This is a genomic window from Sulfitobacter mediterraneus, assembly GCF_003054325.1.
In the GTDB taxonomy this organism is placed as follows: Bacteria; Pseudomonadota; Alphaproteobacteria; order Rhodobacterales; family Rhodobacteraceae; genus Sulfitobacter; species Sulfitobacter mediterraneus.
Genome location: NZ_QBKU01000003.1, coordinates 207,174 through 227,276, shown reverse-complemented (window position 1 = coordinate 227,276; position 20,103 = coordinate 207,174). Strand labels below are relative to the sequence as shown.

The window sequence follows — 20,103 nt, the reverse complement described above, 5'->3', positions numbered from 1 at the left end:
GCCCCTATGACATCCCTGAACATCGGATTTATCGGACTTGGCAATATGGGCGCGCCCATGGCCGCCAATCTGGCCAAAGCGGGCCACCAAACGCGCGGCTTTGACGTGGCGGGCACCACCGCAGAGGGCGTCGCGCCCGCAGCCAGCATTGCAGAGGTGGCGCAGGGCGCGGATGTCGTTATCACCATGCTGCCCAATGGCGCGATCCTGCGGCAAGTCGCAGATGAATTGATCCCGAACATGCGCGATGGCGCGTTGTTCATTGACTGCTCTACCGTGGATGTAGAAAGCGCGAGATACGCCGCGCAAGCTGCTGAAAATGCTGCTGTAATGGCGGTTGACGCGCCTGTCTCTGGCGGCATTGGCGGGGCTGCTGGCGGCACCTTGACCTTTATGGCGGGTGGATCTGACAAAGCCTTTGAAACAGCCAGACCGCTGTTCGACATCATGGGTCAAAAGGCCGTTCATTGCGGCGATGCGGGTGCAGGCCAAGCGGCAAAAATCTGCAACAACATGATTTTGGGCGCGACCATGATTGCCACTTGCGAGGCCTTTGCCTTGGCCGACAAATTGGGCCTGGACCGCCAAAAAATGTTCGACGTTGTCAGCACGTCATCAGGTTACAGCTGGTCGATGAACGCCTATTGCCCCGCGCCGGGTGTCGGACCAACCTCGCCCTCAGACAACGATTATCAGCCCGGTTTTGCCGCCGAACTGATGCTCAAGGATCTGGGTCTCAGCCAACAGGCCGCCGAAATGGTGGACGCCGACACACCGATGGGCGAACTTGCCCGAAAGCTTTACGCCCAATTTGTCGAAAACGAAGATGGCAAGGGCAAGGATTTCTCTGCGATGCTGCCCCGTTTTGCAGCACGCGGGCGCGACGCCTAAGGTCGCAAACAGGCATTTCTGCCCGCAATGGGGGGATAGGCTGACAGGATACCACAGCGCTGGAGCCTGATATGTCTGTCCCCTTTCACGAATTTTCCGCCAACTTGAGCTATAGTGACCTGCCGGCCGACCTATTGGCGGTATTGCGGCGGTCATTTACCGACACTTTGGGTGTGGCGGCGGTGGCCTCGACCACGGATATGGCAAAATTTGCGGTACGCGGGGCGCGGGCCACCTTTGGTCAGGGCAATGCGGGCGGCGCGCGCGTTTTGATGGATGGCACTTTGCTCTCTCCAGCGGGCGCTGCGATGGCGGGTGGCTTTACCGTGGATGCGGTGGACGCGCATGACACCACTTCGCCCTGCAAGGGCCATGTTGGATCAGCCGCGTTTCCCGCACTTCTTGCTATGGCAGAAGTGATGGCTAAACCTCTGACAGGACAGGATTTTGCTGTATTTCTGGCGGTCTGTTACGAGATAAGCTGCCGAGCTGGGCTTGCCCAACATGCTACCTGCCCGGATTATCACACCTCAGGATCATGGACCGCAGTTGGCGTCGCTGTCGCCGCAGCACGGATGCTTGGGGGCGATGCCGAAACCCTGCGTCAGGCGGCAGGTATCGCCGAGTATCACGGCCCCCGCAGCCAGATGATGCGCTGTATCGATTATCCGACCATGGTGCGTGATGGGGTCGGCTGGGGCGCACCATCGGGCGTTGTGGCGGCCTATCTGGCGCGTGAAGGGTTCACCGGCGCCCCTGCCCTGACCTGCGAGCAAGCGCCCGAGTTCTGGGAGGATCTGGGCCGCGCTTGGCGCACCGTAGAAGACACGTCCTACAAGGCCTATCCCTGCTGCCGGTGGGCGCACCCCAGTATCGATGCGGTGGCGCATTTGATGGCGGAGCATGGGCTGACGCCGCAAGACATCGCAGGCGTCGATATCGCCACATTCCACAACGCCACACGCCTTGCCGGACACAACCCCGCCACGCCGGATGAGTTTGCCTATGGCATCGCATTTCCGGTTGCCACGATGATCGTGCGCGGCCAGATCGGCGTTCCGGAATTGGCCGGAACCACTCTGCAAGACCCTGAAATAAAACGGATTAGCAATCTGGTGACCTTGATTGATGACGACCATTTCACCAAAATCTCTCATGGGAAACGCTGGGCGCAAGTGACGATCCGGACCACTGACGGGCGCAGTTTGCAGGACAAGCCGCGCACCCCAAAAGGTGACAACGATTTGCCGCTGTCAGATGCCGAAATTTCCGAAAAGTTTCACCTGTTTGCCGACCCGGTCATCGGCAGCAATCGCGCAACAGAGCTGGAACAGCTGAGCGATAATTTCGACAGCCTGAACGCGTCCGATTTCACCCGCCTGTTGGATTTGAGCCTTACCGCCCCCTAGGCCAAGTGCGGCGGAGTTATCATTCCGCCGCAACTTTGGTGCGCTTTTCCAACATCGGCTTGAGATAACGGCCCGTGTAGCTTTCCGCGACTTCGGCGACCTTCTCTGGCGTACCCGTGGCCACAACACGGCCGCCGCCGTCGCCCCCTTCGGGGCCGATGTCGATGATATGGTCGGCGGTTTTCACCACGTCCAGGTTGTGTTCAATCACCACTACAGAATTGCCCTGATCCACCAATTCATGCAGCACTTCCAATAGCTTACGCACATCTTCGAAATGCAGACCTGTGGTTGGCTCATCCAGAATATAGAGCGTGCGTCCGGTGGAACGTTTCGACAATTCTTTGGACAGTTTGACCCGCTGCGCCTCGCCGCCGGACAGCGTTGTCGCCTGTTGGCCGACCTTGATGTAACCAAGACCAACGCGCATCAGCGCATCCATTTTCTCCCGGATCGATGGCACCGCCTGGAAGAAGCCTTGCGCGTCCTCAACGGTCATATCCAACACATCCGCAATGCTTTTGCCTTTGAACTTGATCTCCAGCGTTTCGCGGTTGTAACGCGCGCCTTTGCAGGTCTCGCATTCCACGTAAACGTCCGGCAAAAAGTGCATCTCGATCTTGATCACACCATCGCCCTGACAGGCCTCACAGCGCCCGCCCTTGACGTTGAATGAAAACCGCCCCGGCTTGTAACCCCTTGCTTTGGCTTCAGGAAGTCCGGCAAACCAATCACGGATCGGGGTGAAAGCCCCGGTGTAGGTGGCGGGGTTGGATCGCGGTGTACGCCCGATGGGGCGTTGGTCAATGTCGATGACCTTGTCCAGATGTTCGAGGCCTTTGATGGTCTCGCAAGGCGCCGGAGTTTGCCGCGCACCGTTGAGGTTCATCGAAGCGGTTTTGAACAGCGTTTCGATGGTCAACGTGGATTTGCCACCCCCGGATACCCCCGTCACGCAGACGAATTTGCCCAATGGGAAATCCACAGTGACGTTTTGCAGGTTGTTGCCCGTGGCCTTGACCACCTGCACTTTTTTCTTGTTGCCCTTGCGCCGGGTGGCGGGCACGGCAATCTCTCGTTTGCCGGTCAAATACTGCCCGGTGATGGAGTTTTCATCTGCCGCAACAACATCTGGCGTGCCATGTGACACCACCTGTCCGCCATGCACGCCGGCGCCCGGCCCGATGTCAAAAACATAGTCAGCCTCGCGGATCGCCTCTTCGTCATGTTCGACAACGATCACCGTATTGCCCTGATCGCGCAGGTTCTTGAGGGTCAAAAGCAGGCGGTCATTGTCGCGTTGATGTAGGCCGATAGAAGGTTCGTCCAGCACATAGAGAACACCCGTCAGGCCAGAACCGATCTGACTGGCCAAACGGATACGCTGGCTTTCGCCACCACTTAATGTACCACTTGAACGTGCGAGTGTAAGATATTCTAATCCAACATTATTCAAGAAACCAAGGCGCTCTCGGATCTCCTTCAAAATCGCCTTGGCAATCTCGTTTTTCTGGACAGTCAGATGCTCTGGCACGGTGTTGCACCAGTCAAATGCTTCGCGGATCGACATTTGCACAACATGGCCTGCGTGCAGCAATTGATCAGCCGGACCGGCGGAGGGTCCAATCTTCACCGCCAAGGCTTCAGCCCGCAAACGATAGCCCTCGCAGGTGCCGCAATGTCGGTTGTTCTGGTAGCGTTCAAATTCTTCGCGGATCCAGTTGCTGTCGGTCTCGCGATAGCGGCGTTCCATGTTGGGGATCACCCCCTCAAACACCCGCGTCACTTCGTAAACACGGCCACCTTCGTCATAGCGGAATTTGATCTCTTCTTTACCGGACCCATAGAGGAAAACCTTCTGCACCTTCGGGTCCAGATCTTTCCACTTGGTGTTCTGGTTAAACTCGTAGTGTTTTGCGATGGCTTCAATCGTCTGTTTGAAATAGGGGCTCTTGCCCTTGCGCCAGGGGGCCAATGCGCCGTCATAGATTTTCAGATTCTGGTCGGGCACCACCAACCGTTCGTCAAAAAACAGCTCAACCCCCAGCCCGTCACAGGAGGGACAAGCGCCAAAGGGTGCGTTGAAAGAAAACAGCCGAGGCTCGATCTCGGGAATGGTGAAGCCACTGACCGGACAGGCAAATTTCTCGGAAAAGGTGAAACGCTCCGGATCGCCCTCGCTGGGCGCGGTTTCCAGAACGGCAATGCCGTCGGCCAAATCCAGCGCGGTGCGCAGACTGTCGGCCAGCCGGGTCTCAAGCCCCTCACGGACCACGATCCGGTCCACCACCACATCGATGTCGTGGCGGAATTTCTTGTCGAGAGTCGGCGGCTCATCCAACTCGTAGAACGCGCCATCTACCTTGACCCGCTGGAAGCCTTGCTTGCGTAACTCGATGAATTCCTTGCGGTACTCGCCTTTTCGGTCGCGAATGATCGGGGCCAGAAGATAGGCGCGTGTGCCCTCCTCCATCGCCATGATCCGGTCAACCATGTCCTGCACCTGTTGCGCCTCGATGGGCTTGCCGGTTTCGGGACTGTAGGGCGTGCCAACGCGGGCAAACAGCAGGCGCATGTAGTCGTAAATTTCAGTTACCGTGCCGACGGTAGACCGCGGGTTTTTCGACGTGGTCTTTTGCTCAATCGAGATCGCCGGGCTGAGACCTGCGATGTGATCCACGTCAGGTTTCTGCATCATATCAAGGAATTGCCGGGCATAGGCCGACAGCGATTCCACATAACGGCGCTGCCCTTCGGCATAGATCGTGTCAAACGCCAGCGAGGATTTGCCAGAGCCGGACAGCCCGGTGATCACCACCAGCTGATCGCGAGGGATGTCCACGTCGATGCTTTTGAGATTATGCTCGCGCGCGCCGCGGACCTCGATATGTTTCAGCTCTGCCATGCAGCACCCCCATTAACGGTTTGTACATAGTTGCCCTCTAGGGATTCTCCAACGAAAAAATGAGAACCAAAGGCGAACATTTTAGTTTCTGCGCAGACGCGCCAACCACAAATGCGCGGCAAGACCCAATGCAAAGGCCCCGCCTGCCAGCAGCGGCAGCGCGGTATAGCCAGCAATCGAAAGGCCCGCTGCCATAATCGGAGTGCCGATGGTGTTGCCGATATTACCCATTTGCGCCATGGCGCCGTTGGCGCGGGCTTGGCCAGTGGCGGTGTCATTCAGTTGCGGTACAGCGGCAAAGCTGGCCCCTTGGATCAGCCCCATTGCCCCCGCCAAGGCCAGACAGGCCAGCATGGCACCCGGCTGCGCCCATAGCCAGAGCACCGCCAATGCGGACAGGGCAAAGCCAAGCTCGACCACCTGCACCGCCGTGAGGCGTCGCAGCAGGACAACGCCGAGCGTCATGGACACGGCGATGCTGGTCAGAGGCATGGCGCCCATGATGACATTACGCAGATCGGGGTCCAGATAAGGCGGCAAGACCGTCAGAACGGAGACAAAGCTGAAAGTATAGAAGAGCCACCCGGCAGCCGGTGCCGCCAAGCTTGCAGAGCGGTAGATCACCCCATGATCGCGCAGCAGGCCCGACAAGGAAAACGCAGGCTGTGCCGCTTCGGCGGGCAAGGCCCGCAAACGCGCCGACAGATACAGGGCAAAACCCGCCATATAGAGACCATGCGCCGCAAAGAGGGCCGGCAGCCCCCATGCAATCGCCAAAGGCCGTCCGGCAAAGGCCAGAACCGCAAAAGCCACGCCAAAAAACGTCCCCCAAAGGGTCAGCGTGAAACCGCGATGTCTGGGGGCGCTGATCTGTGCGATCAACGTGGGCGCGGCCACCACAATCGCCAGATGCGACAGGCCTTCGGCCACGCGGCTCAGCAACATCCACGGCAAGGGCGGCAAAAGGGCTTGGGTCAAGGATACCGCCGCGCCAAGCCACAGGGCCGATAGCAAGGCCCGCCGATAGCGGATTCGCGCGACTAAGAGGCCAGCCGCAACGCCAAAAAGGATACCAATGAACCCGACCAAAGACACGACAAAGCCAAGCGCCGCGCCTGCCTCTGGATAAGCCTCTGGCAATAGGTCAAAAATCACGCTGACCTTGCCGTATTGCGCGGCCGCACCCAGGCCCGCGCCCCAAAGGGCGAAGACAAGCGGAAAGGAGGTTTTGTCGGTCACATTTGCACTGCCTTGGGAACCGGCACGCAAAAAAGATGGGCCGTTGAATGGCCCACCTTGCCCGAAACCCGAGGGGCGTTCCAGCCCCCCGGCTTGGTTTACATGTGGATCACACGGCCATAGGCATCCAGCACCGCCTCATGCATCATCTCGCTGAGGGTTGGATGCGGGAAGACGGTGTTCATCAGGTCTTCTTCGGTGGTCTCAAGCTGGCGGCCCACGACATAACCCTGGATCAGCTCGGTCACTTCGACCCCGACCATATGTGCGCCCAGCAATTCACCAGTTTTGGCGTCAAAGACGGTTTTGATCATGCCTTCGGGTTCGCCCAATGCAATTGCCTTGCCGTTGCCGATGAACGGGAAGCGACCGACCTTGATGTCATAGCCCAATTCCTTGGCCTTGGCTTCGGTGTAGCCGACCGAGGCAACCTGCGGATGGCAATAGGTACAGCCCGCAATGGATTCCGGTTTGATCGCGTGAACCTTTTGACCGGCCATATGTTCGGCGACCATCACGCCCTCGTGGCTGGCCTTGTGGGCAAGCCACGGTGCGCCCGCGATATCGCCGATGGCATAAACGCCATCAACGCCTGTGCGGCAATATTCATCGGTCACTACATGGGTGCGGTCGATTTTCACGCCCAGCTCTTCAAGGCCCAGCCCTTCGACGTTGCCAACAATGCCAACGGCGGAAATCACGGTGTCAAACTCGTGCTTTTCAACCTTGCCGCCCACTTCGATATGGGCGGTCACTTTGTCTTTGGCACGATCAAGTTGTTTGACCATCGCCTTTTGCATGATCTTCATGCCTTGCTTTTCAAAGGCCTTTTTGGCGAATGCGGATATTTCGGCATCTTCAACCGGAAGCACACGATCCATCACTTCGACCACGGTCGTGTCTGCACCCAAGGTGTTGTAGAAGCTGGCAAATTCGATGCCGATAGCTCCCGATCCGATGACCAGCAGCTTTTTCGGCATATGCGCCGGCTGCAGCGCGTGCTTGTAGGTCCAGACCAGTTTGCCATCCGCCTCAAGCCCCGGCAATTCACGCGCGCGGGCACCTGTGGCGACAACGATGTTCTTGGCAGTCAGGTCTTCGGCGCCTTTGTCGGTTGTGACGCTGACCTTGCCCTTACCCGCCAGTTTGGCCGCGCCCATAAAGACGGTGATCTTGTTCTTTTTCATCAGGTGGCCGATGCCGCCCGACAATTGCCCCGCCACTTTGCGCGAGCGTTTGACCACCGCGTCCAGATCATAGCCGATGCCGTCTGCCTTGAGGCCAAATTCCTTGGCGCGGTGCATCAGATGAAACACTTCGGAGGAGCGCAGCAAGGCCTTGGTCGGGATACAGCCCCAGTTCAGGCAGATGCCGCCCAGATGTTCGCGTTCAACGATGGCAACATTCATGCCCAGCTGGGCACCGCGAATCGCGGCAACATAGCCACCGGGGCCAGCCCCGATAACAATCAAATCAAAGGATTTCGCGGCCATAGAACTTCCTCACTGTGTGACGATTGCAGAATATAGTTTACCATTAAACTATATTCTAACCCGCCACAACCGCGAGATTGCCGCAGGGTCAGGCCGCCTGCATGTCGGCCTGTAGTTCCCGCAATGTAGCACCATATCCGCCATTTGCCACATAGGCCGTTTCGACCTGGGTCGGGGCGCGGGACAGGGCATCATTGCGGTACGGGAACCGTCCGAACTTGCGGATCACTTCGCGATGTGCGCGGGCGTGCAGCAGGTTGCTTTCGCGGTTCTGCGGCATCCGTTCACACATCAGCCGCACGCAACGGTCCTGATCACAGAGGTTCTCCGAATGCATCAACGGCAGGTAAAAGAATTGCCGCGCGGGTTCATCAATGCGCAGATCCCAACCTTTGTTGATTGCCGCCTTGGCGGCCGTCAGCCCGATCCGGTCGCTGGCGAAGGCCTTGCCACTGCCGCGAAACATGTTGCGCGGGAACTGGTCCATCAAAATGATATAGGCCAATGCACCAGAGGGATAAGTCAGCCATAGCGAAAATTTGCCCTCGCAGGCGGCTTGCCAGGTTTCTTCAAACCGATCCCTGATCTGACTGTCCAAAGCATCGCTTGCTTCATACCAGCCCTTGGGTCCGATTTCATCCAACCAGAACTCAAGGATCTCTTCAGGCCCTACCATGGTGCGCTCCCTTTATCGTGCTGCACGGTTAAGTCATTCCATGCTAAGAGGAATTTAACCACGGTGCCTACTCACGAATTGTATCAAATGCGACATAGTTATCGCTATCACGCATCATTTTCGTCATCTTGGTCCGCTTCGATGGCAACTTCCTGCGCGACCTCGACGGCAACGGTGGTCGCAGATGGGTAAATCGCGACGTAGTTGCCGGTTTCATCCACAGGGACGCCCGCGCGGCGGGTGGAGCGGTAGGCGGCATAGCTGGCCAGCGCCACAAAAAGCCCCGCGGTGAACAGGTAGAACCCGCCGGGGCCAAGCGCGGTGCCCATCATCCAGCCAGTGATTATCGGCCCCAAAATCGCCCCTAACCCGTTGATAAAGACCAAAACACCGGACGCCGCCGCCATGTCTTCGTGTTCAAGAAAGTCATTGGTGTGGGCGATCAGCAGCGAATAAAGCGGGTTCGACATCCCGCCCACCACAAAAGCAGAGACCAGCAACACCGGAAACAGGTGCCCCAGCAGCATGCCAAGCACAGATCCCCCCGCCCCGATCAGAGAGACCACAACGATCAATCCGCGTCGGTCCATCCGGTCGGAAATCCAGCCAATCGGATATTGCAGGATCACGGAGCCTACAAAGAACATCGCCACAAAAAGTGAGATTTGTGCAACAGTTAGCCCTGCTTCGGCGCCATAGACCGAGGCCATACCGAACTGCGCAGAGAACACGCCGCCCAGCAAAAACATGCCCACACAGCCCAGCGGGGAATAGCTGACCAGCTCGCGAATGCGCATGGGTTTGGTGGTATCGAAAGCGGGCGTTGGTGTGATGGACAGCAAAATCGGCGTCACGGCGATGCTCACCAGAACGGAGGGGATCACAAAGAGGACAAAGCCGGATGGATCAGCAGACAGCAGCAGCGCTTGGGCAATCACGATGCCCAATGTCTGTACAATCATATATAGCGACAGGGCCTGCCCACGGTTTTCGTTGGTGGCGGCGTTGTTGAGCCAGCTTTCGGCGGTGACGTAAACGGCGGAGAAACAAAAGCCGATCAACACCCGGCCCAGTGACCAGACAATGACATTGGGAAAGGTCGGGTAAAGGATCATCACTGCGGAAATCAGCGAGGCCAGTGCAGCAAAGACCCGCACATGGCCCACGCGCCGGATCATGCCGGGCGCCATGCGCGATCCGCCCAGAAAACCGACAAAATAGCTCGACATGACGATCGACATCTCAAAGGTCGAGAAGTTTTCGATGCCGCCCCTGATCCCCAGAAGCGTGCCTTGCATGCCGTTGCCGACCATCAGCAGGCACATACCAAGCAAGAGCGCCCAAGCGCTGGAAAGAACCTGAAGCATGGCGCGAATCCCTTTTGTTTCTGCCTTCTCCCTGCACGGTAGAAGGGAGGGGTGTCACGCCCTTCTGCGACAAAATGGCGTGATTTTCCGGCTAGGGCAGCAGCAGTGATGCATCCCCGTAGGAAAAGAAGCGATAGCGTTCGGCAATTGCATGGGCGTAGATGGATTTGACCCTGCCCTGCCCCATCAAGGCAGAGACCAGCATCATCAGTGTGGATTTGGGCAGGTGGAAATTGGTCATCAGCGCGTCGGCGATCTGAAATTCAAACCCCGGCGTGATGAAGATATCGGTGTCGCCTTCCCAAGCGCAGATTGCGCCGCCTTTCGCGGCGGTTTCGATCAGGCGCAGCGCGGTGGTGCCCACGGGGATCACCCGCCCGCCTGCCGCCTTGGTCGCGGCCATCTCGGCGGCGGCATCGGCGCTGACCTGCCCCCATTCGGAATGCATCTTGTGCTGGGATATGTCGTCCACCTTGACCGGCAGGAAGGTGCCCGCGCCCACATGCAAGGTCACATGGCTGAAGGTCACGCCTTTGTCGCGCAATGCGGCCAGCAAAGGTTCGTCAAAATGCAGCGATGCGGTGGGCGCGGCCACGGCACCGGTGTTGCGGGCCCAGACGGTTTGATAGTCGGTTTTATCTTGCGCATCGGCGGCGCGTTTGGCGGCGATATAGGGCGGTAAGGGCATTGCACCCGCCGCATTGAGGGCCGCATCAAAATCATCGCCCGTGCAATTGAACGCCAGATGCCCCTGCCCGTCTTCGACAGCTTGCAACGTGGCCCGCAGATCATCGGAAAAAATCACCTCTTCGCCGATCTTGAGCTTGCGCAGCGGTTTGATCAACGCCCCCCAAGTGCCGTCCCCGCGCGGTTCAAGCAGGGTCACTTCGATCTTGGCTTGCACGCGGCCTTGCGCACTGTCGCGAAAGCGCAGACCGCTGAGCCGTGCGGGAATCACGCGGGTGTCGTTCAGAACCAACCGGTCGCCGGGGCGCAGCCATTTGGTAAGGTCCGTGACCTGTTGGTCATGGATCGCATCGCCTTCGGCCACCAACAACCGCGCCGCCGAACGCGGCACCGCAGGACGGGTCGCGATCAGGTCTTCGGGCAGGTCAAAATCAAAGTCAGAAAGTTTCATGCCCGCGCCCTAACGCCCATCATACTTTGGAACAACCCGTTTTTCCGCCTCTGCGGGTTTGGCTGGCAGGATGGACTGGGTGTTGCCCTCGACCGCTGGCAATTCGGGTTTGGGGGCGCGGAAAATCTCGCGGAACATGCCGGGGGTCAGGGCGGACAGCGGGTTGACCGACACAGACGGATCTTTCGCCTGTCCTTTGAGGGTATAGTGAAAGCCAAAAAGCCCCTCTCCTTTGCGGGTCAGCACCGAGCCAATGCCATTAAGCAGGTACACCGGCGTGATCGTGCCCTGCATATTGAGCAGCCCGGAGTTGAGCGCATAGACCCCGTCCATCGACAACCCCATGGATGCCCCGACCGCCGACCCTTCGGTCAGGGTCAGGCTGTCAGGCGTGAGGCGGAACCGCCCTTCGACCTTGTCAAAATAGATGCCATCGCCATTAAGCTCATTGATCAGGCCCACCACCGACACCGCATTCAGCAGGGCCGCGATGCCCGGCGCCTGTTTGATTCGGATGCCGCCCATGGTCAGCTCTCCGTCAAAGGCACCGCCAGAACCGACGGGCAACAGCGTCAGGCCCAGCGTTCCACCCGTCACCTGTTTGAGCAAACCGGCCGAACGCAACACGCCGCCCGCATCTTGCGCGGTCATCCGCACCGCACTGCGCCCGTTTTGCGGCACCACCCGGCCAGAGACCGGCGTCTGCCCATTCAGCCGCGCCTGAAACGCCCCATCAAGGCCGCGGCGGGTGTCAAAGGTGCCCGTCAAACCGGTCAGCGCGATGGTGTCGGTGATTTGCAGCCGGTCCAGCGTGATCTGCATCGGCGGGCCAGCGCTGCCCCCTTGCGAGGGGCCAAATTCGGCGCGGCGCAGATCAAGTGATCCACCGCGCACCGCCACCTTGACCGGCTTGCCCGCCCCCTGCCCGATCAGATCGACCGGCGCGTTCAGCCATTGCCCCGCCGACAGATTGGTAAAGCGGACCCGGTTTAATGATCCGCCCGCGTTCAAATCCACCGTGCCCTTGGCCGACAAGCCCGGGCCGCCCACAGAAAGGGTGTCGATTTGCGCCGGATCGCCCAACCGACCAGAGATATTGAGCTGTCCGCGTGTGGGTGCGGGTTTGCTCCATGACAACTGCGGAACGCGCAGACGCACCCCTTGCAAGGCAGAGGTCAGCGCAAATTTTGGCTTTTCGCCACGTGCAAACTCCAGCGCGATATCGGCCTGCGCCTGCCCCGACACTGTCCCGTCTGGCAAAGCCACGCCAAAGGCATCCAGCGCGGCTTGATCCAAAGTCACCTGCCCGCGCAGCGCCGATTGTGCCGCGCCTTTGCCGATGGGTTGCTCCCACGCGCCGTTGAACGCGACACCGTCGATGCGCCCCGGCCCGCCGATCCGGAATCCGGTGTTGTCCACGGTCACGTCCAGTTCTGTCGCCTCCAGCCGGCGGCCCTTGACCAAAACGTCACTGCGCACCGCCCGCAAGGCACCGGCGAAGTGATAGTTCACATCTTGCACCTTACCGCCCTTTTTTAACGGGACCGCAATGGTTCCTTTGACATCCGCCAACCCGTCGGCCAGCCGCACGGGCATCTTGATCTTGTCCATGACCGAGAGCGGGGCAAAGTTGATCAGCGACAGCGCCGCCGTGATGCTGGACCGGGTTTGCAACCGGATCACCGCCGGAGCGCCGTCCTTGACGCGCACGTCCGGTATGATGAAAGATGACCCGTCCACACGAATGCTGCCCCCAAGGGGCGGGGCGACCTCACCTTGATCCACGGTCACGACCAAACGGTCGTCTGCCAGACTGAAATGCCCTTGCCCGCCAGTGATCGGCGGCATGGTTTTCAAAAACCGCACCGTGGATTTTTCAAAGTCAAACGCCAGAAAGCTGTGTTGGTCTTTGCCCGGTGCGGTCCGGAACGCCAGATCAATGTTATGAACTCGCCCGTCAATCAGGTTGTCGCCAAGCCACTTGCGGGTTTTGGGTTTCACCCCTTCTGGCCAAAGCTCAAGCAGGCGGTCCGGCTCCAGCCCGTCCATCCGGCCATCCAGCGCCAAACGCCAGCCGCCCGGATCGGCAGCCAGTTCCCCGTCCACCAGCAGGGTCTTGCCTCTGTCCGAGATTTGCAACCGCCCCAGTGTGATGCGGAACGGGTTCAGCTCCAGCCGGAAATCCATGTCCGCCTCGGACAAATCAACCGGCTCTGGGTAAAGCTCAAACGGATTGGCCACCAGATTGGACAGGGTGATCTGGCCAATCAATTCGGTCAGCGGACCCTGCATGCCATCTGTTGTAAGAGAGGCCGTGCCGGTGGCCTGCCCGGTGATCCAAGGGCTGCGCACGGACAATTCATCAAAGCGCAACAATCGCTTGGCCGGATCATAGCTGAAATAGCTGCGCGCGCCGTCAAAGGGCACCGGCTTGGTCAGGGCATTGGGCTGCACCGCGCCCTTGCCGATTTGCAGTGTCGCATTTGACGGGGCAAAGCGGCCATCGCTGTTCAACCCGCTGCGCACCGACCCTGAAATCGGTGCGCGCAGCACATCCAGCCAGGCAAATTCTGGCCCTTGCGCTGCAATATCGCGGGCCGCGACCCCGTCAAAGCTGACGCCGAAATCGGCGGCAGTCTCACCGATGCGGCTGTTGTAATTGACCGCCAGCGTTGCCACCCCTGCGCCGCCACTCAGCACCGCGAGATCCGCCGAAAGCGCCAGATCGCGCCCGTCCCGTTGCAGGATCAGCCGCCCGCCATCCACCGTCCAGCCGCGCCCGACACGTTCGTCGTCATAGCGCAGGGTCAGCGCCCGCAACTCGACCGTGCGCAGCGCGCCAAGCGCGGGGCTTTGCAAAATCTCGTCCATCTGGCCGATCAGCTGCGGCAGGGTTGCCGCCTCACGCGCCGGGGCCTCGGCGGCCTGCCCACCGCGGATCGACACCCGCCCTTGGGCATCGCGTTTCAGCCGCGCAACAACCCCCGACAATGACAAAACCTTGGGCTGGATCTTGCCCTTCAATAATGGACGCGTGGCAAAGGTGGCCTTGAACTCATTGAAACTGATGATCTCTTGGCCAGCCGGGGTGCTGATCACCACATCGCGCAGCCGCACCTTGGGTCGCCAGCCTTCGCCAACGACAAAGACCATCTCGCCAAAGCGCACCCTTGCGGTTGGCACCATTTCGGCGATCCGCCCCTCGATCCGCGCTTGCAACCATGGCGGCGCAGCGATGGGCAACCCCTTGAGAACCGCCCCACCCACCAGCGCCAAGGAGGTCAAGATCACAACCAAAGACACGCTTCGCAACACAAAGCGGTGCCACCGGCGGCGGCGTTTGGGGTTTGAACCCCCAGAGGGTGAGGCGGGCGCGGCGTCGCTCATCGCTATCCGGTTTTGGTGTTGCAGGCTTGGCCGTTGCCAATTTCGACCTACTATGACAGTCCATAATCCTGCTTCCAAGTGAATAGAAAGTGACCCATGCCCGAATTGTCCCAGCCTGCCCCCGATTTCAGCCTCGCCGTGACTGGCGGTGGCACAGTTTCGCTTGCCGATCTGAAAGGCACGCCTGTGGTTCTGTTCTTTTATCCGCGTGACGACACGCCGGGCTGCACCAAGGAAAGCATCGGCTTTTCCGAACATCTGGCGGATTTTGAGGCGGCTGGCGCCAAGGTCTTTGGCATCTCTCGCGATACCATGGCGAAACACGACAAATTCACTGCCAAACATGATCTGACTGTGCCGCTGTTGTCGGATGAGAATGGCGAGATGACAGAGGCTTATGGCGTCTGGGTCGAGAAAAACATGTACGGCAAAAAGTCGATGGGCATTGAACGCGCAACCTATCTGATCGACGCGCAGGGCGATATCGCCAAGATCTGGCGCAAGGTCAAAGTGTCCGGCCATGTCGAGGCGGTTCTGGACGCGGTGAAAGCCCTGTGAAACCCCTTGCCCAGATGGCCGAGGCGGTCTTGCGTTGTGGCAATGGCCGCGAAAAAACCGCGATGTCACGGGCGTTTGCCGCGCAGTGGCAAGCCGCACGCGCCGCGGGCGAGACCCCCGAGATTGGCCATGCCGATCCGCCGTTGCATCCGTCCCGCCCCGCCGCGCCAGAGCTGTTGAACCCTCGCGATGTGCCGCGCCGCCGCCCCGGCACGCCGGAGGGCCGCATCGCGCTGCTGCATGCGGTGGCCCATATCGAATTGAATGCGGTAGATCTGCACTGGGACATCATTGCACGCTTCACGGATACCAAATTGCCGATGGGGTTCTATGACGATTGGGTCAAAGCGGCGGATGAAGAATCCAAACATTTCAACCTGATGTGCGACTGCCTTGAAGCGGAAGGCAGCTTTTATGGCGCCTTGCCTGCCCATGCCGGCATGTGGCGCGCCGCCGAGGACACGGTGGATGATCTGATGGGCCGATTGGCCGTGGTCCCGATGGTGCTTGAGGCCCGCGGGCTGGATGTGACCCCCGGCATAATCGAGATTTTCAAACGCGCCAAGGCGGATGGCGCAGTGAGCGCGTTGGAAACGATTTATGCCGAAGAGGTTGCCCATGTCGCCTATGGCAGCAAATGGTTTCATTTCCTCTGCGGGCGTTTTGACGATGATCCCAAGGAACGGTTCCACGGTTTGGTGCGCAAATACTTCCACGGGCATCTCAAACCGCCCTTCAACGAAGAGAAACGCGCCGAGGCCGGCATTCCCCCAGATTTCTATTGGCCACTGACCGAGACAGGTGAACCTTGAGTTGAACCTCGCCTGCCAAGCATTTGGAATAGGCGGATTTTTGCCCATTTGGTCAGATACAGAGGTTTGATGTCGCAGGAAAGGCCAACAGGGTTGCCCCATGGCCGGTCACTGGATAATGAAATCTGGACCAAAATGTGCCGGGGGGGAACCTGCACCTTTGGTCGGGGGACGACAAAGAGGACAACATCGTGCGCACAAGGCTCGCAATCAAAGTGAACGCCATTCTGGAGCAGTATTTTCCAGAACGCCGTGTTTTTCTCAAATCCGACAATGACACACGTTTTATCCGCCTGCGCCCCGGCACCCAGATTGTCGCCTTTGCAGGCTCCGCCGCGCTGGTTGCATGGGCGATTGTGGCCACTGCCATTATCCTGATGGACAGCATCGGCTCCGGTAATTTCCGCGAACAGGCCAAGCGCGATCAACGCACCTATCAGGCGCGTCTGAATGATCTGTCCGGCCAGCGCGACAGCCGCGCCGAAGAGGCACTGGCTGCGCAGGAACGCTTTAACGCGGCTTTGAAGCAGATCTCGTTGATGCAGTCAGAGCTTTTGCAATCCGAGACCCGCCGCCGCGAGCTGGAGACCGGGATCGACGTGATCCAATCCACCCTGCGCGACACCATGAAAGACCGCGAGACCGCCCGCCGCACCCTGGCAGAGCTGCAAGACACGCTTGAAGATGGTGCCGGTCAGGTGCAGGTCGCCGCCAGCAACGCCCCGATGGGTTTTCTGGCCGAAGCGCTTGAGCGGACGGCGAAAGAACGCGATCAGGTTGTCGCCGATGCGCAGGATGCCCTGCTTGAGGCCGACCGGATGGCCCAGCAAATTGCCCTGATGCGCGATCAGAACGATGCAATTTTCCGCCAGCTTGAAGAAGCGATGACCGTTTCCGTGGCCCCCCTGGACAAGATGTTCCGCAATGCGGGCATGCCGCCGGACCGGATCATCGAACAGGTGCGCCGGGGCTATTCCGGCCAGGGCGGACCGATGACACCGCTGTCCTTTACCACCCGCGGCGAGGAACCCACCGCCGATACATTGCGCGCCAACCGTCTGCTCAACCAGATGGACAAGTTGAACCTTTACCGGATCGCCGCGCAAAAGGCGCCTTTCGCCAACCCTGTTAAGACCGCCTTCCGCTTTACCAGCCAGTTCGGCTACCGCCGCGATCCCAAGACCGGCGGACGCCGCATGCACTCGGGCGTTGATTTCGCTGCGGGGCTTGGCACACCACTTTATGCCACCGCCGATGGTGTCGTGGTTCACGCAGGATGGCAGTCCGGTTATGGCCGTCTTGTAAAGATCCAGCACGAGTTCGGCATTGAGACCCGCTATGCCCATTTGTCCCGGCTGCGCGTAAAAGTAGGCCAAAGGGTCTCGCGCGGGCAGCGGATCGGTGATATGGGGGCATCTGGACGCGTAACTGGCGTGCACCTGCACTACGAAGTGCGTGTGGGCGGCAAAGCTGTTAACCCCATGATCTATATCAAGGCTGCAAACGATGTTTTCTAAAAGCAAAATCAACGACCCCGCCCCAACCAAGGACGCCGATGCGCCCAAACCTGCGGCACCGCAAGCGCCAGCCGCTTCGACACAGACCACGTCGAGCGAATTCAAGGCCAGCGCCCCAAAGGCCAAGCCACCTGCCTCTGTGCTGTCTGCGGACCTGCATGTGACGGGCAACATGAAGACCACCGGCGACATTCAGGTCGAAGGCACGGTCGAGGGCGACATTCGTGCGCATCTGCTGACCATCGGCGAAACCGCCACAATCAAAGGCGAAGTGGTTGCCGATGATGTTGTGATCAACGGCCGCATTGTGGGCCGTGTGCGCGGCCTCAAGGTGCGCCTGACCTCCACGGCCCGTGTTGAGGGCGACATCATTCACAAGACCATCGCCATCGAATCCGGCGCCCATTTTGAGGGTTCGGTACAGCGTCAGGACGATCCATTGAACCCCGGTGCAAAAGCTGCGCCAGCGGCCAAGGCGAACCCAGCCAGCTAAGCGGCGCAACATTTCAAGATTTGAAAGGCATCGCCATTTGGCGGTGCCTTTTGTTTTGGAGGCAGGGGCGTGGGTCCGGTCAGCGGCGGCCGCAGATCTGTTGACCTCCCCCGCCGCAGCCCGCAAATTGCCGATCCCAAACGCCTTGAAAGGAACTTCTCAGATGATTGCTTATGTCACGGTTGGCGCAGATGACATCGCGCTGGCAAAGCGGTTCTATTCTGCCTTCCTGCCCGCCCTCGGCTACGGGCTGGACGAAGGTCCGGAGGGGCTCAGCTTTGCGCTGCCGGTTGCACCGGGGCAGTCGCCGGTTCTGCCGGATTTCTACGTGAAGCCGACCTTTGACGGACGTGCGGCATCAGCCGGGAACGGGGCAATGGTCGCCTTTGAGGCGCAGCGCCAAAGCCAGGTGCGCGACCTGCATGCCGCAGCCTTGGACGCGGGTGGTTTTGACGAAGGCCAACCGGGGTTTCGCGCCGCTTATGGTCCGCATTTCTACGTCAGCTATCTGCGTGATCCGCAGGGCAACAAGATCGCGTTGTTCTCCAGCAATCCGGATGAGCCGGGCCGGGACGGATAAAGCAGATCACATGCTGGGTCGCGTGACGATGGAACCATCAGTTCATGATCCGGTATCGCGGCACGCCTGCAATGCTCTCATCGGCAGGTCATCAGCGGCTTCGACGCGCGACGATCCCTTGGCTGGTGCGTGAGGGGGGGCCGGATGGGAAGGCGTAAACCTGCTCCACATCAAAACCGGCGTCCTGAACCAGAGCCAAAATCTCTGCTCTTTGAAAGGTCCGGTGCCGCCACTGCAACCAGATGATCGCGTTGCACCAATGCGGCTTGGACACAACGAGGCGCAGTTGTCCTCCGGGGACGAGCATATCCCGCATGTCTCGCAGGGCCGTCAACGGATCATCACAATGTTCCAGCACATGCGCCGCCAGAACCACATCGCAGGGGTCTGTATCAGTTGTCTGTCCCAGCAGCGCCTGCACCGTCCTCGGTTCCACGCCGCGCCTGTTCAATGCCGCTTTGCCACGCTCCAGCATCGCTGCGCTGGGTTCCAGCAGGGTCAATTCGCGTGGCGGGCCATGTATGGCCACCCATGCTTCGGCAAATGCGCCGGTCCCGGACCCCACATCAATGACCCGCTGGTTGCGGCCCTCAAGCCGGGTCGGCGCAGACAGAAATCCCAGGTAACCATCGTAGTAGCCAAGCGTCCGCATCTTGTCGCCCCAACGCGGGGCGGCAATGTCATAACGGTTGGTTGTAGAGATCTGAGTGTCTGCCATGTGAAGTTCCTGCCGTCATTGGCGATGTTGTGTCACAAGAGCCTATCCAAGCCTGTCTCGGAATGCCACTGAACACAATTGAATGTGAACGTAACACAGTTCAGGGGGCACGCGGTGGCCTCAGCCCCCTCAGATTGATAGTTCTCCCTTGGCCAAGTCCGGACCAAATGCCTCTGGCTTTTGCAATCGAAAGCTCTGGTCCATCCGTGTCGCAGACATGATCCGGTCACAGCGAAAGGTTCTCGGCCCGCCCCGCAGGTGATCCACAGCGACCACGTACCAAACCGGGTATTTCAACAACAGATAATGTGGCTCGATCCGGCGCTTGGAGGTTTCACCGTCCTCCCGTTGATAAGCGATCTCAAGCAACTCCTGACCGATGAACGCCTGATGCAGCGCCTGCACCACCCGTTTGGGCGGCGCATGTGCGCTGGCTTGCACATAGGTCGAGGCGGTGACACCTACCAGAATGCGCGATTTCAACTGGTCTACCTTCTTGCGTTTCTCCGCAGAAAAGGACGCCACGAGCTGCCGCCGGACACTGTCCAGATTGGCCAGAAACATTGGCGAATTCATCTGCTGGGCCACCGCGATGCTGATCAACAGATCCACAGCATCGCCATAGGACAAGTTCAGACGACCAACGCCCCAGTTCCGATCCAGACGCAGGCCACCGCCGCGCCCCCGGTCCGCGTCGATCTGCATGCCGTGATGGTCCCGCATCAACGCCAGATCACGCGCAATCGTGCGCGGACTGACGCCGTGCTGCTGAGCCAGATCCTTGACTGTACAATGGCTGTCCTGCTTGAGCTGAACCGCCAACAATTCGAGCCGCCTGAGCCTGCTTGGGGTATCTGCACGTGCCATCACACAAATAAGACACAAACTGTCTTATTTAGCAATATGGATTTCCGCAGGCC

16 protein-coding genes are annotated in these 20,103 nt (G+C 59.5%); 7 read left to right on the top strand and 9 right to left on the bottom strand.

All coding sequences use genetic code 11. The annotated features are described in order from the left end of the window. Nucleotides 1-15: 15 nt before the first annotated feature. A complete protein-coding gene (mmsB, locus tag C8N31_RS20525; RefSeq protein ID WP_037918466.1) occupies nucleotides 16-891 on the top strand; it encodes a 3-hydroxyisobutyrate dehydrogenase in 876 nt (291 codons plus the stop codon). 71 nt (nucleotides 892-962) lie between these two features. Further along, nucleotides 963-2,300, top strand: coding sequence for an MmgE/PrpD family protein (locus C8N31_RS06310; protein WP_025048304.1), 1,338 nt, complete (start codon nucleotides 963-965; stop codon nucleotides 2,298-2,300). A gap of 19 nt (nucleotides 2,301-2,319) precedes the next feature. Here C8N31_RS06310 and uvrA read toward each other — a convergent pair whose 3' ends face one another. The 7 genes from uvrA to C8N31_RS06275 form a co-directional block, all read right to left on the bottom strand. Beyond that, nucleotides 2,320-5,205, bottom strand: a complete 2,886-nt coding sequence (gene uvrA / locus C8N31_RS06305) for an excinuclease ABC subunit UvrA (RefSeq protein WP_025048305.1) — start codon at nucleotides 5,203-5,205, stop codon at nucleotides 2,320-2,322. Between the two features lie 81 nt (nucleotides 5,206-5,286). Beyond that, nucleotides 5,287-6,444 carry an MFS transporter gene (locus tag C8N31_RS06300; RefSeq protein WP_025048306.1) on the bottom strand — a complete coding sequence of 386 codons (1,158 nt, stop codon included), beginning with the start codon at nucleotides 6,442-6,444 and terminating at the stop codon, nucleotides 5,287-5,289. 98 nt (nucleotides 6,445-6,542) lie between these two features. Beyond that, on the bottom strand, nucleotides 6,543-7,937 hold the full coding sequence (gene lpdA / locus C8N31_RS06295; protein ID WP_025048307.1) for a dihydrolipoyl dehydrogenase: 1,395 nt from the start codon (nucleotides 7,935-7,937) through the stop codon (nucleotides 6,543-6,545). Nucleotides 7,938-8,025: 88 nt separating this feature from the next. Further along, the gene (locus tag C8N31_RS06290; RefSeq protein WP_025048308.1) at nucleotides 8,026-8,613 is read right to left on the bottom strand and encodes a DUF924 family protein; all 588 of its coding nucleotides are present in this window, start codon (nucleotides 8,611-8,613) and stop codon (nucleotides 8,026-8,028) included. A gap of 107 nt (nucleotides 8,614-8,720) precedes the next feature. Next, complete coding sequence (locus C8N31_RS06285; RefSeq protein ID WP_025048309.1) at nucleotides 8,721-9,980, bottom strand: MFS transporter; 1,260 nt, start codon at nucleotides 9,978-9,980, stop codon at nucleotides 8,721-8,723. Nucleotides 9,981-10,071: 91 nt separating this feature from the next. Next, the gene (gene queA, locus C8N31_RS06280) at nucleotides 10,072-11,118 is read right to left on the bottom strand and encodes a tRNA preQ1(34) S-adenosylmethionine ribosyltransferase-isomerase QueA (protein WP_025048310.1); all 1,047 of its coding nucleotides are present in this window, start codon (nucleotides 11,116-11,118) and stop codon (nucleotides 10,072-10,074) included. 9 nt (nucleotides 11,119-11,127) lie between these two features. Further along, a complete protein-coding gene (locus C8N31_RS06275) occupies nucleotides 11,128-14,505 on the bottom strand; it encodes a YhdP family protein (protein WP_025048311.1) in 3,378 nt (1,125 codons plus the stop codon). Between the two features lie 96 nt (nucleotides 14,506-14,601). On the opposite strand from C8N31_RS06275, the gene C8N31_RS06270 reads away from it, so the two are divergent. From C8N31_RS06270 to C8N31_RS06250, 5 genes are all read left to right on the top strand, one after another. Beyond that, nucleotides 14,602-15,063, top strand: a complete 462-nt coding sequence (locus C8N31_RS06270; protein WP_025048312.1) for a peroxiredoxin — start codon at nucleotides 14,602-14,604, stop codon at nucleotides 15,061-15,063. 14 nt (nucleotides 15,064-15,077) lie between these two features. Next, nucleotides 15,078-15,875, top strand: a complete 798-nt coding sequence (locus C8N31_RS06265; RefSeq protein WP_037918472.1) for a ferritin-like domain-containing protein — start codon at nucleotides 15,078-15,080, stop codon at nucleotides 15,873-15,875. A 191-nt stretch (nucleotides 15,876-16,066) separates the two neighbouring features. After that, nucleotides 16,067-17,392 carry a M23 family metallopeptidase gene (locus C8N31_RS06260; protein ID WP_025048314.1) on the top strand — a complete coding sequence of 442 codons (1,326 nt, stop codon included), beginning with the start codon at nucleotides 16,067-16,069 and terminating at the stop codon, nucleotides 17,390-17,392. Next, nucleotides 17,382-17,885 carry a bactofilin family protein gene (locus C8N31_RS06255; RefSeq protein WP_025048315.1) on the top strand — a complete coding sequence of 168 codons (504 nt, stop codon included), beginning with the start codon at nucleotides 17,382-17,384 and terminating at the stop codon, nucleotides 17,883-17,885. Before C8N31_RS06260 ends, C8N31_RS06255 begins: the two co-directional genes overlap by 11 nt. A gap of 163 nt (nucleotides 17,886-18,048) precedes the next feature. Further along, on the top strand, nucleotides 18,049-18,465 hold the full coding sequence (locus tag C8N31_RS06250) for a VOC family protein (protein WP_025048316.1): 417 nt from the start codon (nucleotides 18,049-18,051) through the stop codon (nucleotides 18,463-18,465). A 91-nt stretch (nucleotides 18,466-18,556) separates the two neighbouring features. Here C8N31_RS06250 and C8N31_RS06245 read toward each other — a convergent pair whose 3' ends face one another. Both C8N31_RS06245 and C8N31_RS06240 read right to left on the bottom strand, forming a co-directional pair. Next, nucleotides 18,557-19,183 (bottom strand): class I SAM-dependent methyltransferase, encoded by a 627-nt coding sequence (locus tag C8N31_RS06245; protein ID WP_025048317.1) that lies wholly within the window; start codon nucleotides 19,181-19,183, stop codon nucleotides 18,557-18,559. A gap of 129 nt (nucleotides 19,184-19,312) precedes the next feature. Beyond that, nucleotides 19,313-20,050 (bottom strand): helix-turn-helix transcriptional regulator, encoded by a 738-nt coding sequence (locus tag C8N31_RS06240; protein ID WP_025048318.1) that lies wholly within the window; start codon nucleotides 20,048-20,050, stop codon nucleotides 19,313-19,315. Nucleotides 20,051-20,103 lie beyond the last annotated feature (53 nt).

Coding starts and splice junctions, on each gene's coding strand:
- C8N31_RS06310 (WP_025048304.1), top strand. CDS start 963: ATGTCTGTCCCCTTTCACGAATTTTCCGCCAACTTGAGCTATAGTGAC.
- uvrA (WP_025048305.1), bottom strand. CDS start 5,205: ATGGCAGAGCTGAAACATATCGAGGTCCGCGGCGCGCGCGAGCATAAT.
- lpdA (WP_025048307.1), bottom strand. CDS start 7,937: ATGGCCGCGAAATCCTTTGATTTGATTGTTATCGGGGCTGGCCCCGGT.
- C8N31_RS06290 (WP_025048308.1), bottom strand. CDS start 8,613: ATGGTAGGGCCTGAAGAGATCCTTGAGTTCTGGTTGGATGAAATCGGA.
- C8N31_RS06285 (WP_025048309.1), bottom strand. CDS start 9,980: ATGCTTCAGGTTCTTTCCAGCGCTTGGGCGCTCTTGCTTGGTATGTGC.
- queA (WP_025048310.1), bottom strand. CDS start 11,118: ATGAAACTTTCTGACTTTGATTTTGACCTGCCCGAAGACCTGATCGCG.
- C8N31_RS06275 (WP_025048311.1), bottom strand. CDS start 14,505: ATGAGCGACGCCGCGCCCGCCTCACCCTCTGGGGGTTCAAACCCCAAA.
- C8N31_RS06270 (WP_025048312.1), top strand. CDS start 14,602: ATGCCCGAATTGTCCCAGCCTGCCCCCGATTTCAGCCTCGCCGTGACT.
- C8N31_RS06265 (WP_037918472.1), top strand. CDS start 15,078: ATGGCCGAGGCGGTCTTGCGTTGTGGCAATGGCCGCGAAAAAACCGCG.
- C8N31_RS06255 (WP_025048315.1), top strand. CDS start 17,382: ATGTTTTCTAAAAGCAAAATCAACGACCCCGCCCCAACCAAGGACGCC.
- C8N31_RS06250 (WP_025048316.1), top strand. CDS start 18,049: ATGATTGCTTATGTCACGGTTGGCGCAGATGACATCGCGCTGGCAAAG.
- C8N31_RS06245 (WP_025048317.1), bottom strand. CDS start 19,183: ATGGCAGACACTCAGATCTCTACAACCAACCGTTATGACATTGCCGCC.
- C8N31_RS06240 (WP_025048318.1), bottom strand. CDS start 20,050: ATGGCACGTGCAGATACCCCAAGCAGGCTCAGGCGGCTCGAATTGTTG.